This is a genomic window from Streptomyces sp. NBC_01433 (assembly GCF_026340105.1).
Classification (GTDB): Bacteria; Actinomycetota; Actinomycetes; order Streptomycetales; family Streptomycetaceae; genus Streptomyces.
Genome location: NZ_JAPEPM010000001.1, coordinates 2,771,467 through 2,785,012 on the forward strand (window position 1 = coordinate 2,771,467; position 13,546 = coordinate 2,785,012).

The window sequence follows — 13,546 nt, forward strand, 5'->3', positions numbered from 1 at the left end:
GGAGCAGCAGGCTAGGACCTCAACCCGGCTTGAGATCAAGGGGAAGCGGGATCTGTCTCGGGGTGCCCGCCGCCTGCGCGGTCCTCAATTCGCCATAAATTGCGGGCAGTTGTCACAAGAAGTTGCTAGCCTCCCCGGGCCTGTGATCTTCATGGGCTCGGCAGGGGAGAGGTACGCGCATGACAGAGGGTGCGGGATACAGACGCGCGAGACGGACGGGACAGGCGAGATGGGCGGGACGGGCGGCGGTGGCGTCACTCGTCGCCGGAGCGGTACTGGCGGCGGGGGGCATCGCGACAGCGGCGACGGCCGGCACGCTGCCGCCGAAGCAGCCGCTGGTCGCGGATCTGAGCATCAACGCGCGACCGTGTGCGGCGGGCGAGGAACGGCCCTACCTCAGATCCGGGGCGACGGTGACGGCGCGGCTGTACGGACCCGGGGACAATCAGCCGGGCGAAGCGAGCCGGGTCGCGGGGGAGTTCGAGGCATGGTGGAAGGACGGGACCGGCGTCGAGCGGCGCGCAACGTTCACCACCGGCATGACAAGTGACACTGCTCCGTTCTCCTGGAAGCTGCCGGACAACATCCCGACGGACACGGTCGTCTCCTTGCGCGTACGGGCCGCCAACGACAACGGGGTGTCACCCTGGAGCTCCGAGGGCGCGGGGACGGTCTGCGAGTTCATCTACGACAACGCGCCCCCGCAGCGGCCGGTCGTGTCGTCGGCGGATTACCCGGACGACGACGCCTGGACCGACGGCGTCGGTGTTCACGGCAGTTTCCACATCGAGTCGGCCTCCGACGACGTGGTCCTCTACCGCTACAACTTCATCGGCGGACCTCTGCTGACCGTAGCGGCCTCGGGTCCGGACAACGGCGCGGATATCTCCTACCTTCCGAAATCTTCGGGCCTGCACGGGCTGGAGGTTCAGGCGTTCGACCGGGCTTCCAACAGCAGCACCCCGCGGAACTATCAGTTCCGTGTGGCGTCGGGGCGTACCCCCGCAGCGCACTGGAAACTGAACGACGCCGAGGGCTCGCCCGCGGCGGCGGCCGAGGCAGGTCCCGTGGCCCGCGCCGGGGCGGGCGCGGTCTTCGGATCGGCCGGGCCCTCGGGTACGGCGGTGGCGTCGACGGTCGGGCTGGACGGGACCGGAAACGCCTTCCTTACCCCTGACGCCCCGGTGGTGGCGGCCGGGCAGACGTTCGCGGTGGGCGGCTGGGTACGACCGGCGGCGGTGGACGGCACCCGCACGATCGCCGCACAGGACGCGTCCGGCGGGTCCGCGTTCACCTTGGGGCTGTCGCAGTCCGAGGGGCGCCCGGTGTGGTCGTTCGACGTCGGTGGCACGCGGCTCACCGGTGGTCGGCCGGAGGTGGACGAGTGGGCGTATGTGCTCGGCCAGTACGACGCGAGGACGGGAAAGGCGCGGCTCCATGTCAACGGACGGGCGATGGGTGAGGAACAGCCCGTGTCCCCCGTGTCGGGCGGCGGGAACTTCCAGATCGGCAGAGCGCGGGGACCCGCGGGCTACCAGGACCACTGGCAGGGCGGGATCGGGGACGTACGCGTCCATGACCGGGTGGTGGTGCCCGACGAGCTGACCGGGCTCGCGAGCCGGAAGGCCCGGCTGCGGGGCCACTGGGCGCTGGAGACGGCCCCGGACGGACTCAGCGCCGAGGCGGACGGCGGCGAGCCGCTCAAGCTCGGCCCCGGTGCCTCGATCTACCGGCCCGAGCTTGCGTGCGATCCGATGGACCCGGAGTGCTTCCCCGAGGCATGGCCGATCGAGGGCGAGGGTCACCTGGCCCTGGACGGCACCTCCGGATACGCCGCCACCCAGCAACCGGTGGCCGACACGGGTGACAGCTTCACCGTCACGGCGACCGTACGCCTTGCCGACGGCCAACCCGACCGGCCGATGACGGTCCTCTCCCAGAGCGGCGAGCATCAGAGCGCGTTCAAGGTCCGCTACGGGCCGACGACGGACAGCTGGGAGCTGGTCGTGCCGTCCGCGGACACTCCGGGCGCGGCCGAGACGGTGGTCGCACGCATCCCGTCCTGGGGCTCCAGCTATGACCAGCGGCTGGCCGTGGTCTACGACAACGCGACGGACGAGGTCAGGCTCTATGTGAACGGCCAGACGAACGCGGAGGCCGGTGCGGAGTTCCACGACGCGCGGAAGAGCACCGGCGGCCTTCAGGTCGGGCGCGGGATCACGGCGGACGGGTGGGGCGAGTACCTCCACGGCGACGTCGACCAGGTGCGGGCCTTCGCCGGTGCGCTGACCGGCAGGGAGATCGCCCTGCTCAGCTAGCAGGGGGCCCGCTGCCCCTCAGCCCGCGCATCCCCTCACTCCACCCCCTCACCCCACCCCCTCACCCCACCGCTCTCACCGCTCCCCCCACCGCCCCGCCCCGCCCTCCCGAAGTGCCGTGACAGTGCGTGGAAGGACTCCTTCGGTTCCCAGTGCCAGGGGGACGCCGGGTCGTCGGGGTCGCCGTCGCGGATCGTCTTCACGAGGCTGTACGTGGCCATGTCCAGGTCGTGCGGCGGGTCGTCGGGGCGGTGGGGGGCGTCGGGGGCGGAGAAGGTATAGACCAGCGCCGCGTACAGGCCCAGCGACTCGAAGACGTCGAACACGTCGGTCAGGTACGCCGCCTGGGCCCGCTCGCTGCGGACCAGATCACCCTTGATCTCGCCCTTCTCGTAGTCGACGACGTTCCAGCCCATGCCGCCCTGCTCGGGTGCGCCGACGTAGGTGCACGTGCCGCACTCGGTGACGGCGACCGGCTTGCCCCACCGCAGGTACGGGCGCAGGTCGCGGACGTAACCGGCCCGGCTGCCGTGGTACGCGTAGTAGTTGACGCTCACCAGGTCGAAGAGGTCCCAGTCGACCACGTCCTCGTGCGCCGCGCCGTACGTCAGCGGCCCCCGGAACACGGACCGTCCGGCCTTCGCCGCCCGTGCGACGAACGAGGCGAGACGCCGCTGCACCAGCACGGGGTCGAACGTCCCGTTGAGCAGGTATTCCACGCGTTCGAGCGCCGAGTCCCCCGGGACGATCCCCGGTACGTACAGCACGAACTCGCACCCGACGCTGAGGTGGACGCGCGCCCCCTGGCGTCGCAGCCGTTCCGCGTGCCGGCCGGTCTCGGCCAGGTGGTCGAGGATGTCCGCCTCCGGGACGTCGCCCAGGCGCGGCTGGAGCCAGACGTGCAGGCCGCGTTCGGCCGCCTCGGTCGCCGTGGCCGCGAGCCGTTCCACACCGTCGCCCCAGACCGAAACGGAGTTGGCGTGCAGGTCGTTCCTGATCGCCCGGAGGTCGGTGCGCATACGTTGCGCGTTCCATCCGGTCGCCGGGTTCTCGCCGTCCGTGACCTCGTACAGCACGCCCCGATACGTCAGTCCCGGGCGCGGTGACGCACCGGCCGGGGCCGCCGAGAGCAGCGGACCGGCCGCTCCCGCCACCCCCAGCGCCGCCGTCCCGGCCAGAAACCGTGCCCGGCTGATTCCACTGCTCCGCACTGGGTGCCTCCCGTTTGTTCCGGCGTTCCGGTGATCCCGTGTTCCGGCCGAGGCGTCCAGTGTCGTGAGCGAGGGGCGGCCGGGGCGTCGGCCGATGGTCTACGGGAGGCCGACGAAAGTCGTACGGGACGGCGGCACCGGCGGTTGCGGGCTCACTGCTCGGGCACGGCCACGCGGATCAGCGTCTGCTGTCCGTTGGCGACCAGCTTTCGCCGACCGTCCTGGACGCCGAACACCTCCAGCACGCACACGGTCAGGGTCCGCCCGGAATTCACGGTGAGCGACCCACAGTCCGAAAAACGGACGACCCCGGCGGTGCAGGAACACCATCCGGGGTCTGACCGTTCCAGATCGAACGTTAGGCCTTCGATCCGCATGGCTGCTGACAATGTTAGTGCTGTCCTGCGTGCGCCCGCCCATCCCATGGCCAAAGCCGGGTATGGAAAGCGTCACGCCCCCGACGAAACCCCGCGCGGGGCCGACGACTTCGGCCACCTGGACGCCCGGGAAGCGGCCATCGCCGCGTACATCGACCGACTTCCCGAAGGCGCCGCCGTCGGCTACAAGGTGCTGGCCGAGGAACTGCCGGAACACGGCCAACAGGCGTGCCGCAGCGCGCTGGACCGGCTGACCCGCGCCGGGCAACTGCGCCGGATCAAGGTGCACATCACCGTGACCGACGGCGGGAAGCGCTGGGTGACGCGTACGTACTTCTCGCGGACCGCCCGCGACGCCGCGTCGACGCCCCTGGGCAGTCGCCCGCCCCGGACGTGGTGTCGCAGCAACAGCAACAACCCCGTGAAAAGCAACAGCATTCGCAGCGGCCGGAGTCGGAGCCTGAGCCCGGCGTTCCGGCCGTGCGCTCGGAGGCGTACAGCGTGCTCGCGGGGCTCGGCGGCCAGGAGTCGAGGCTCCAGCTGTCCGACGGCGAGTGCGTGGCGCTGGAGCACCTCGTCGACGAGTGGCTCGCGCGCGGCCTCGGCCGTGAGCAGGTCACCCGGTCCCTGGTGTCGGGGCTGCCCGCCTCCGTGCATTCCGCCGGAGCCTTCCTCCGTACCCGACTGGAGAACAAGATGCCCCCGCACCGCGGCCCGCCATGACGGACGCCCACTCCGAGGAGATCGTGGGCGCCCTGATGATGTGCGCCCTCTGTGACGAGGACGAGACCACGACCACGCTGGTCGACGGCGTCTGTGGGGACTGCCGCGCCGGCATCGACCGCGACGAGGCGAGCGGGGCGACCGGCGACGTACCGGACACGTTCCTGGCCCGCCCGCGCGGACAGCTGGACGTCGCCGCCCGCGTGGCCGAGCTGCGATCGGCGGCGGGACGCGGGACGGCCGCGGTACCGAGGCCGCGCCGATGAGCGTGCGGGAGATCCGGGTCGGGGCACCATGGTGCGATTGTCATGTGGCTGCTGAGGCAGTGCATCCAGCAGCGGCCGGAACTGTCGCTCTACCCCGAGCAGGGGCTGAAGATCGAGGCGTACCGCAGGGGCCGGGCCCGCCCCGACGGCGCACTCGCCCCCAATGACTACTTCGCCGGGTCGGGGGAGTGGGCCGACCCCACCGGCGTACTGATGGCGGTCGAGGTCACCTCCCGCGACGCCGACACCAACCGGCGCGACCGCGTCGAGAAGCCCGAGGGCTATGCGGCGGCCCGGTATCCCGGTCTATCTGCCGGTCGACCGTGAGGCGTGCTCGGTGACCGTGTGTACCGAGCCGGAGAAGGGGGCGTACGGCTCCTCCACCACCAGGCCCTTCGGTGCGGTCATCGAGCTGCCCGAGCCGGTGGGCCTCACCCTGGACACCGAGAAGCTCAAGGACTACGCAGACTGACGCCGACCGACCGACCGACCGACCGACCGACCGACCGGCCGACCGGCCGACCGGCCGACCGGCCGACCGGCCGACCGGCCGGCCGCAGGCGGGGCGTCCCGGCGTGTGGGCTGGGCCACATAAGGGAGTGCGGGGGCGATCGGCGGGCAGCAGCCCGGTACGAGCAGTTCGGGTCGACACGCCGGATCATGTGGTGGGCGGGACATCTCACCATCTGGTATGAGGCGGGCGATTCCGGACTGCTCGTTAAACTGAGCCGACCGTAGTAATGGACTGAGCGAGGAGCGCACGTGGGCCTTGTCGTGCAGAAGTACGGAGGCTCCTCCGTAGCCGATGCCGAGGGCATCAAGCGCGTCGCCAAGCGAATCGTCGATGCCAAGAAGAACGGCAACCAGGTGGTTGTCGTGGTGTCAGCGATGGGCGACACGACGGACGAGTTGATCGATCTCGCCGAGCAGGTATCCCCGATTCCTGCCGGGCGCGAATTCGACATGCTGCTGACCGCCGGAGAGCGGATCTCCATGGCCCTGCTGGCGATGGCGATCAAAAACCTGGGCCACGAGGCCCAGTCGTTCACGGGCAGCCAGGCCGGTGTCATCACCGACTCGGTTCACAACAAAGCGCGGATCATCGATGTCACGCCGGGGCGGATTCGTACCGCGCTCGACGAGGGCAATATCGCGATCGTCGCCGGATTCCAGGGTGTGTCCCAGGACAAGAAGGACATCACCACCCTGGGCCGCGGCGGATCCGACACCACCGCGGTCGCGCTCGCGGCCGCGCTGGACGCCGAGGTCTGTGAGATCTACACCGATGTGGACGGTGTCTTCACCGCCGACCCGCGGGTCGTGAAGAAGGCCCGTAAGATCGACTGGATCTCCTTCGAGGACATGCTGGAGCTGGCGGCGTCCGGCTCCAAGGTGCTGCTGCACCGCTGTGTCGAGTACGCACGCCGATACAACATTCCGATCCACGTCCGTTCGTCCTTCTCCGGACTGCGCGGCACCTGGGTCAGCAACGAGCCGCAAGGGGACCAGCAGGTGGAGCACGCGATCATCTCCGGAGTCGCCCATGACGTCTCCGAGGCCAAGATCACCGTCGTCGGTGTCCCCGACAAGCCGGGCGAGGCCGCCGCGATCTTCCGCGCGATCGCGAACGCGGAGGTCAACATCGACATGGTGGTGCAGAACGTCTCCGCCGCGTCGACGGGGCTGACGGACATCTCCTTCACCCTTCCCAAGGCCGAGGGCCGCAAGGCCATCGACGCCCTGGAGCGGACCAAGGCCACCATCGGCTTCGAGTCGCTGCGTTACGACGACCAGATCGCCAAGATCTCCCTGGTCGGCGCCGGTATGAAGACCAACCCGGGCGTCACGGCGGGCTTTTTCGAGGCACTGTCCGACGCGGGCGTGAACATCGAGCTGATCTCGACATCCGAGATCCGCATCTCGGTGGTCACCCGCGCCGACGACGTCAACGAGGCCGTGCGCGCCGTGCACACCGCCTTCGGCCTCGACAGCGACTCCGACGAGGCCGTCGTTTACGGGGGCACCGGACGATGACTGCCCGCCGCCCTTCGCTCGCGGTCGTCGGCGCGACCGGGGCGATCGGTGGCGTCATGCTCCAGATCCTTTCGCAGCACGCGGATGTCTGGGGCGAGGTGAAACTGATCGCCTCGCCGCGTTCGGCCGGCCGCAAGCTGGTCGTACGCGGTGAGGAGACCGAGGTCCTCGCGCTCGACGAGGACGTGTTCGACGGGGTCGACGTGGCCCTGTTCCTGGTGCCGGACGAGGTGTCCGCGCGCTGGGGCCCGATCGCCGCGTCCAAGGGCGTCGTGGTCATCGACGACTCGGCGGCCTTCCGGCTCGACGCCGACGTACCGCTGGTCGTCCCCGAGATCAACCCGCACGCCGTACGGCTCCGGTCGCGCGGAATCGTCGCCTCCCCGAACTGCACCACGCTGTCGCTGATCGTCGCGGTCGGTGCGCTGCACGCCGAGTTCGGGCTGCGGGAACTGATCGTCTCCTCCTACCAGGCGGTGAGCGGCGCGGGCCGGGACGGTGTCGCGGCCCTGCGCGAGGAGCTGTCCCTGGTGGCCGGTACGGACCTGGGCACGCACCCCGGCGACGTACGGCGGGCCCTCGGCGACCGCGAGAAGAGCCCCTTCGCCGCACCCGTGGCCCTGAACGTCGTGCCGTGGGCCGGGACCGACGCCGGGGACGGCTGGTCGTCCGAGGAACTGGCGATCCGCGAGGAATGCCGCAAGGTCCTGGATCTGCCGGACCTGAAGGTCGCGGCGACCTGTGTGTACGTCCCCGTCGTCGCGACGCACTCGATGTCCGTCCACGCGCGCTTCGAGAACGAGGTCGCCGTCGACCGGGCGCACGAGATCCTGGCGACCGCGCCCGGCGTGGTGCTGTTCGACAGCCCGGCGTCCGGCGACTTCCCCACGCCGTCCGACGTCGTGGGCACCGACCCGACGTGGGTCGGACGGGTCCGGCGCTCGATGGACGATCCACGGTCATTGGAAATGTTCGTTTGTGGTGACAATCTCCGAAAAGGTGCGGCTTTGAACGTCGCCCAGATCGCCGAATCCGTGGCCGCTGAATTCCCCCGGACCTGATCGAACTTGTTTTGTAGGATCTGTGAACGCCCTATGAGTAATTCGCTGGTCTGAACCCCTTGAGCTGGGGCGTTGTCATATCCGACGATGATCTCCCGGCCTTCTGCAACCGCACGTCGGTCGGGCAGCGTCTATGCCGTCACTTCTTGCGTGGCGGGGCGCATTTATGGGGCATTTGGGGAAGAGCAGGTACGTATGAGGGCATGTCGCACAGCGCTGAACGCGGTGCCGTACGCGTACAACCCTGACGGGGGGCAGCGTGTCCAACTGGCGTGGCAGAGGTTCTCGATATCACAGTGGTGGGCCAGTTGCGGAGCGCTTCGGTGCGTCCGCTCCGGCGGCCCCGCGCGGCCGGTGGAATGCCGGTGATCGCGCCCATGCCCGCCGCGCGTCCGGCGAGGCTGCCGTCGCAGCGCGAGGGCGCTGAGGAGACGGTGGCAGCGGGGACCACGGTCGACCATCTCACCGAGACCTATCGCGCCCACTACCGTTCGCTGCTCGGCCTCGCGGCCCTGCTGCTGGACGACACCGCGTCCTGTGAAGACGTGGTGCAGGAGGCGTTCATCCGCGTGCACTCGGCGCGCAACCGGGTACGGGAACCGGAGAAGACACTCGCGTACCTCCGCCAGACCGTCGTCAACCTCTCCCGCTCCGCCCTGCGGCGGCGAATCCTCGGGCTGAAGCTGCTCTCCAAGCCGATGCCGGACATGGCGAGCGCGGAGGAGGGCGCGTACGACCAGTTGGAGCGGGACGCGCTGATCAAGGCGATGAAGGGGCTGCAACGGCGCCAGCGCGAGGTGCTGGTGCTGCGCTACTTCGCGGACATGACGGAAGCCCAGGTCGCGGAGACGCTGGGAGTGTCACTGGGTTCGGTCAAGGCGTACGGCTCCCGCGGTATCGCGGCACTGCGCGTCGTGATGGAGGCGCAGGCATGAGCGGGCCCGAGGGCAGGCACGAGACTGACCGGACTGGAAACGGAATTGTGAACCACGGGCCGGAGAACACCCCGGGCAACGACACCGCGGACGATGCCCTGAGCGATACGCGGGACGACGCGTCGGGCCACTCGTCGGGCGACGAGGCGGTCGATGCGTCAGGGGACGTGTCAGGGGACGTCGTGGGCATCGACACGGGCGGCATCGAGGCGGGCGGCGACGCCTCGGGCGCCGGTGCGGGTGGCGGCCTCTCGGGCGGCGACATCTTGGGCGACGGCACCTCGGGCCGCTTCCGGGGCGAGGACGCGGGCGGCGACGTCCCGGGCGGCGACGTCCCGGGCACGCTGACCGACCTCTTCGCCGGCCGCGCGCGCGACGGCGGGGAACTGGACGAGGTGGCCCTGCGCCGCATGCTGCGCGGCGCGGTCCATGACCTCGCACCCTCCGAGGGCACCCTGGACCATCTGCACCGTGCGGTTCCCGCCCGGCGCGCCAGACGGCGGCAGGCCGTCGTCGGGGCGGCCGCGGCGGCCCTGCTGATCGGCACGGCCGTTCCCGCCTTCGTCCACGTCGCGAGTTCGGACGGCTCGTCCACCGACCGGCCCGCCATCGCCGGTCACGGTGAACAGACCCAGGGCGGCAACGGCACCGACACCGGTTCCGAGGCCGGCGGCGACCTGCCGTCCAGATCCTCCGAGCGGGAGAGCGAGGGCGGCAAGGGCCTGCCGGACGCCTCCGACAGCCCCTCGGTGAGCGGCGGTACGGACGCCGAGGGCAACCGGATCGGCGGCGTCGCCGACTCGCCCCGCTCCGAAGCGGCCTCCATGCCGACCTGCGACCCCAGCCAGCTCGGGGTCGCCTCGGCCGGGACGGGCGCGACGGGTGCCGACGGCACGGTGTACGGCAGTTTCAAGATCGCCAACGTGTCCGGCAAGGACTGTTCGGTGAGCAGCAACGGCACCGTGAGCTTCATGGCCAGCGGCGCGGCCGACCCGCTCAAGATCGACGTGGTCCAGCACACCGCGGGAGACGCGGCGTCCGGACTGCCCGACCCCTCGACGGAACCGGGAACGGTGCTGCTGAAGCCGTCCATGGCGTACGAGGTGAAGTTCGCCTGGGTGCCGACGGACACCTGCCCGACCACCGGCGCCACGCCCAGCCCGACCCCGACGGACGGTGCCGGGGGCTCGACCGGCGAAGGCTCCCCGCAGGAAGGCACGCAGGCGCAGCTCGCGGGCGAGGAGGGCGGTGCGGCGGACGGCAGTGTCGCCGTGACACACACCCCGGAATCGGGCGCGCCGACAGCCGAGACGAAGATCGACAACGCGTGCGCGGGCACGATCTACCGGACAGGCGTACTCACCGCGTCCTAGCTGTATTGACCCGCACCCGGTTCCGCACAAGCGGGGGCCGGGCCGGACGGTCGGCCCCGAGCCGCACCACGGCTAACCGGCCGGACAGACGGTCCACGGCCGGACAGACGGTCCACGGCCGGACCGACGGGTCCACGGCCGGACCGACGGCAGGACAGATGGCCGGACCGACGGGGGTGGCTGCCCAGACCCATATGGGCGGACGCGGGTGGGTCAGTCGGCGTCGGGAACGAGGCCCAGCTCTATGTCGCGGGCGGCCTCGGCCTCGCGCCGGACGAGCCGGAACCACATGAAGAGCACGAAGCCCGCGAAGACGAACCACTCGCCGGTGTAGCCGAGGTTCTGGAATGCCTTCAGGTCGAGTCCGCTGCCCTGCGGCGCGGCGGCCGGGACCGGCTTCATCGCGCCGCCCGTACCCCCGGCCTCGGCCTCGGGGAGCGTCACCCAGGCGTCGTACACGTCATACGGGACGAGGTTCACCAGGGACGCGGCGCTGATGATGCCCACCTGACCGTCGGGGAGACCGCCGTCGGAGTGGACGCCGTCGCTGTTCATGTTCTCGGAGGCCTGGAGGTCCCCGGTCACGGTGACTTCGCCCTTCGGCGCGGCGGGGACCGCGGCGCTCCCCGCGCTGCCGGGCAGCCAGCCGCGTACGACCGGCAGGGCCTTACCGCTGTCGGTACGCAGCAGGTTCAGGACGTAGAAGCCGTTGCGATCGTCCAACTCGCGGCCGGGGACCAGGAACTGGTCGGCGTACGTGCCGGACGCGACGGCCGGACGGCCGGACGTCACCTTGTCGACGGGCAGCAGCGCGTCGAGCGGCTTGGCGGCCCGCGTACCCGGATCGGGCCGCTTCTCGGCCTCCTCGTGCGACTGCACGCGGTCCTCGAAACGGCCGAGCTGCCAGGTGCCCATGAACACGCAGAACGGGATGGCCAGCACGACGAAGAGGTTGATCCCCCACCATCGCGGGGTCAGCAGGAACCGGTACACCCCTCCACGGTACGGTCCCCGCTCCGGCGGCCCGGAGCGGGGTACACCATTTATCCAGCCCTTACGCGTGCGCGAGGGCGTCGGCAACCCGTCGCCACGTTGACGTCAGCCCGCGGCCGGAACACCGCGAGGCGACATCCGCGCGACCCCAAGCCGCAGTTCCGAGCGCCCACCGTCGCCGCCCCGCACCGCCCTCGCCCCACCTCGCCCCGCCCCCGCCACCAGGCGACGAACCGCGCCTCGCAGCCGCCCGCCCCGCCCCCGGGCGACGACCGCGCCTCGCAGCCTCGCAGCCGCGCTGCCGCCCCTCCCGTCAGTTCGTAGCCGTGCCTCCTCGTCCTGCCTCAGCTCGTCCTGAAGCCGGCTGCGGTCAACTGCCGTCGTTGTCGGGGGCGTCGGCCAGGTGCTTCAGGGCGAAGTCGAGCTCCAGCCGGACCTGTTTGATCCGTTCCTCCACCACGAGCGAGCCGTGCCCGGCGTCGTACCGGTACACCTCGTGCGCCGCCCCGCGCGCCTTGAGGCGGTCCACGTAGTTCTCCACCTGACGAATGGGGCAGCGCGGATCATTGACGCCCGCCGAGATGTAGACGGGGGCGCGCACCGCGTCGACGTACGTCAGCGGTGACGAGGCCGCGAACCGCTCGGGCACCTCCTCGGGGGTGCCGCCCAGCAGCGTGCGGTCCATCGCCTTCAGGGCCTCCATCTCGTCGTGGTAGGCCGTGACGTAGTCGGCGACCGGCACGGCGGCCAGGCCGAGGGCCCACGACTCGGGCTGTGTGCCGAGGCCGAGCAGGGTCAGATAGCCGCCCCACGAGCCACCGGCCAGGACCAGCCGCCGCGGGTCCGCGAGCCCGGACTTCACCGACCAGTCCCGTACCGCCGCGATGTCCTCCAGCTCGATCAGACCGACCCGGTGCTTGAGCGCGTCCGTCCAGGCGCGGCCATAGCCGGTCGAGCCGCGGTAGTTGACCCGTACGACCGCGAAACCGTGATCCACCCAGGCGGCCGGACCGGAGGCGAAGGCGTCGCTGTCGTGCCAGGTCGGCCCGCCGTGGATCTCGAAGATGGTGGGGAACGGGCCGTCACCGGTCGCGGGCCGCTGCACGAGGGCGTGGATGCGGCCGCCGGGGCCCTCCACCCACGCGTCCTGGACCGGCACCGACGCCGGGGCCTTGGCGCCGGGCGGGTCGAGGACCACGGATCCGGCGGTGGAGCGCACGACCGGCGGCTGCGCGGCCGACGACCAGAGATATTCCACGGTGCCGTCCGGGCGGGCGGTGGCGCCCGAGACCGTACCCGCGGGGGTCTCGACCCTGACCGGCCCCTCCGCGCCCGGCTCGTACCGCCACAGCTCGCTGCGGGCCTCGAAGCTGTGCTCGATCAGCAGCGCGGAGCCGTCCGGATACCACTCGGCGCCCACGTCGCCGGGCAGCTCGATGGGCAGGGCGGTCTCGGTGCCCGCGACCGGGTCCCAGATCATCGGCTCCCAGCGGCCCCGGCGCTGGTGTCCGACGAGCAGCCGGGAGTCACCGGCCACGGGTGCGAAGCCCAGCACCGCGAGGCCCAGCTCCTTGGTGCCGCCCTCGGTGTCGTCCAGCTCCGCGACCGTGGAACCGTCCGGGCGCACGACGCGCAGCGCGGAGTGCATCGCGTCGCCGTGCTCCGTGTGCTCCAGGGCGATCAGCGTGCCGTCGTGGGAGAGATCCCCGACCCCGGCGGACTCCCGGTGCCGGTAGATCTCGGCGGGCTCCCCCTGCGGGCGTACGAGATGGATCGTCGTGCCGTCCTCGTCGGTGGAGCGGCCGATCACCGAGGTCCCGTCGCGTCCGATGGCGAGGCCGGCCGGGTAGGACGGCTCCAGACCGGGGGCCGCCGGCTCGTCGGCGCCACCGGCGAAGGGCTGCCGCATCCACACACCGAACTCGTCGCCGTCGGTGTCGCTGAACCACCAGATGGCCTCGCCGTCCGGGGTCAGCACACCGTCGGTCGTCCCATTGGGCCGGTCGGTCGCCTGGCGCTGTTCCCCGCTCGACCGGTCCCATGCGTACAGCTCGTACGTCCCGGTGGCATTGGAGACGAACAGTGAGCGCTCAGGGGAGTCCTCGGCCCAGTCGGGCAGGGAAACCCGGGGTGCGCGGAACCGCTGCTCCCACGCCGGCGTGGACGAGGCGTTCTGTGTATCGCTCATGCCACCATCCAACCCGATCGGACGCGCGACCGGGTGGCCTGTGGATAACCCCTCGCACCATCCCCCC

The 13,546-nt window shown here is 71.0% G+C and carries 10 protein-coding genes and 3 pseudogenes; 9 read left to right on the top strand and 4 right to left on the bottom strand.

The window, feature by feature from the left end; all coding sequences use genetic code 11:
• The first annotated feature begins 248 nt into the window (after nt 1–248).
• Nucleotides 249–2,318, top strand: a complete 2,070-nt coding sequence (locus tag OG413_RS12475; RefSeq protein ID WP_266805116.1) for a LamG-like jellyroll fold domain-containing protein — start codon at nt 249–251, stop codon at nt 2,316–2,318.
• Nucleotides 2,319–2,353: 35 nt separating this feature from the next.
• Here OG413_RS12475 and OG413_RS12480 read toward each other — a convergent pair whose 3' ends face one another.
• Complete coding sequence (locus tag OG413_RS12480) at nt 2,354–3,529, bottom strand: abortive phage infection protein (protein ID WP_266805118.1); 1,176 nt, start codon at nt 3,527–3,529, stop codon at nt 2,354–2,356.
• A gap of 152 nt (nt 3,530–3,681) precedes the next feature.
• Nucleotides 3,682–3,795 (bottom strand): annotated as a pseudogene (locus OG413_RS12485) (DUF4442 domain-containing protein); the annotation flags it as partial.
• A 591-nt stretch (nt 3,796–4,386) separates the two neighbouring features.
• Between OG413_RS12485 and OG413_RS12490 the strand changes: the two are divergent.
• From OG413_RS12490 to OG413_RS12520, 8 genes and pseudogenes are all read left to right on the top strand, one after another.
• Nucleotides 4,387–4,629: a hypothetical protein gene (locus tag OG413_RS12490; protein WP_266805120.1), complete on the top strand. Its 243-nt coding sequence runs from the start codon at nt 4,387–4,389 to the stop codon at nt 4,627–4,629.
• A complete protein-coding gene (locus OG413_RS12495) occupies nt 4,626–4,895 on the top strand; it encodes a hypothetical protein (RefSeq protein WP_266805121.1) in 270 nt (89 codons plus the stop codon). Before OG413_RS12490 ends, OG413_RS12495 begins: the two co-directional genes overlap by 4 nt.
• A gap of 21 nt (nt 4,896–4,916) precedes the next feature.
• Nucleotides 4,917–5,367 (top strand): annotated as a pseudogene (locus OG413_RS12500) (Uma2 family endonuclease); the annotation flags it as partial.
• Between the two features lie 15 nt (nt 5,368–5,382).
• A pseudogene (locus tag OG413_RS47105) lies at nt 5,383–5,490 on the top strand (hypothetical protein); the annotation flags it as partial.
• Between the two features lie 167 nt (nt 5,491–5,657).
• Complete coding sequence (locus OG413_RS12505; RefSeq protein ID WP_266805122.1) at nt 5,658–6,929, top strand: aspartate kinase; 1,272 nt, start codon at nt 5,658–5,660, stop codon at nt 6,927–6,929.
• Nucleotides 6,926–7,990, top strand: a complete 1,065-nt coding sequence (locus tag OG413_RS12510; RefSeq protein WP_266805124.1) for an aspartate-semialdehyde dehydrogenase — start codon at nt 6,926–6,928, stop codon at nt 7,988–7,990. Before OG413_RS12505 ends, OG413_RS12510 begins: the two co-directional genes overlap by 4 nt.
• A gap of 359 nt (nt 7,991–8,349) precedes the next feature.
• Nucleotides 8,350–8,925 carry a SigE family RNA polymerase sigma factor gene (locus OG413_RS12515; protein WP_073719508.1) on the top strand — a complete coding sequence of 192 codons (576 nt, stop codon included), beginning with the start codon at nt 8,350–8,352 and terminating at the stop codon, nt 8,923–8,925.
• The gene (locus OG413_RS12520; RefSeq protein ID WP_266805126.1) at nt 8,922–10,298 is read left to right on the top strand and encodes a hypothetical protein; all 1,377 of its coding nucleotides are present in this window, start codon (nt 8,922–8,924) and stop codon (nt 10,296–10,298) included. Before OG413_RS12515 ends, OG413_RS12520 begins: the two co-directional genes overlap by 4 nt.
• Before the next feature lie 213 nt (nt 10,299–10,511).
• Here the strand turns inward: OG413_RS12520 and OG413_RS12525 are convergent, their stop codons facing one another.
• Together OG413_RS12525 and OG413_RS12530 are read right to left on the bottom strand one after the other, a co-directional pair.
• Nucleotides 10,512–11,291, bottom strand: coding sequence for an SURF1 family protein (locus OG413_RS12525; RefSeq protein ID WP_266805128.1), 780 nt, complete (start codon nt 11,289–11,291; stop codon nt 10,512–10,514).
• 370 nt (nt 11,292–11,661) lie between these two features.
• Nucleotides 11,662–13,479, bottom strand: coding sequence for a prolyl oligopeptidase family serine peptidase (locus tag OG413_RS12530; RefSeq protein ID WP_266805130.1), 1,818 nt, complete (start codon nt 13,477–13,479; stop codon nt 11,662–11,664).
• Nucleotides 13,480–13,546: the final 67 nt, after the last annotated feature.

Coding starts and splice junctions, on each gene's coding strand:
- OG413_RS12530 (WP_266805130.1), bottom strand. CDS start 13,479: ATGAGCGATACACAGAACGCCTCGTCCACGCCGGCGTGGGAGCAGCGG.
- OG413_RS12495 (WP_266805121.1), top strand. CDS start 4,626: ATGACGGACGCCCACTCCGAGGAGATCGTGGGCGCCCTGATGATGTGC.
- OG413_RS12520 (WP_266805126.1), top strand. CDS start 8,922: ATGAGCGGGCCCGAGGGCAGGCACGAGACTGACCGGACTGGAAACGGA.
- OG413_RS12510 (WP_266805124.1), top strand. CDS start 6,926: ATGACTGCCCGCCGCCCTTCGCTCGCGGTCGTCGGCGCGACCGGGGCG.
- OG413_RS12515 (WP_073719508.1), top strand. CDS start 8,350: ATGCCGGTGATCGCGCCCATGCCCGCCGCGCGTCCGGCGAGGCTGCCG.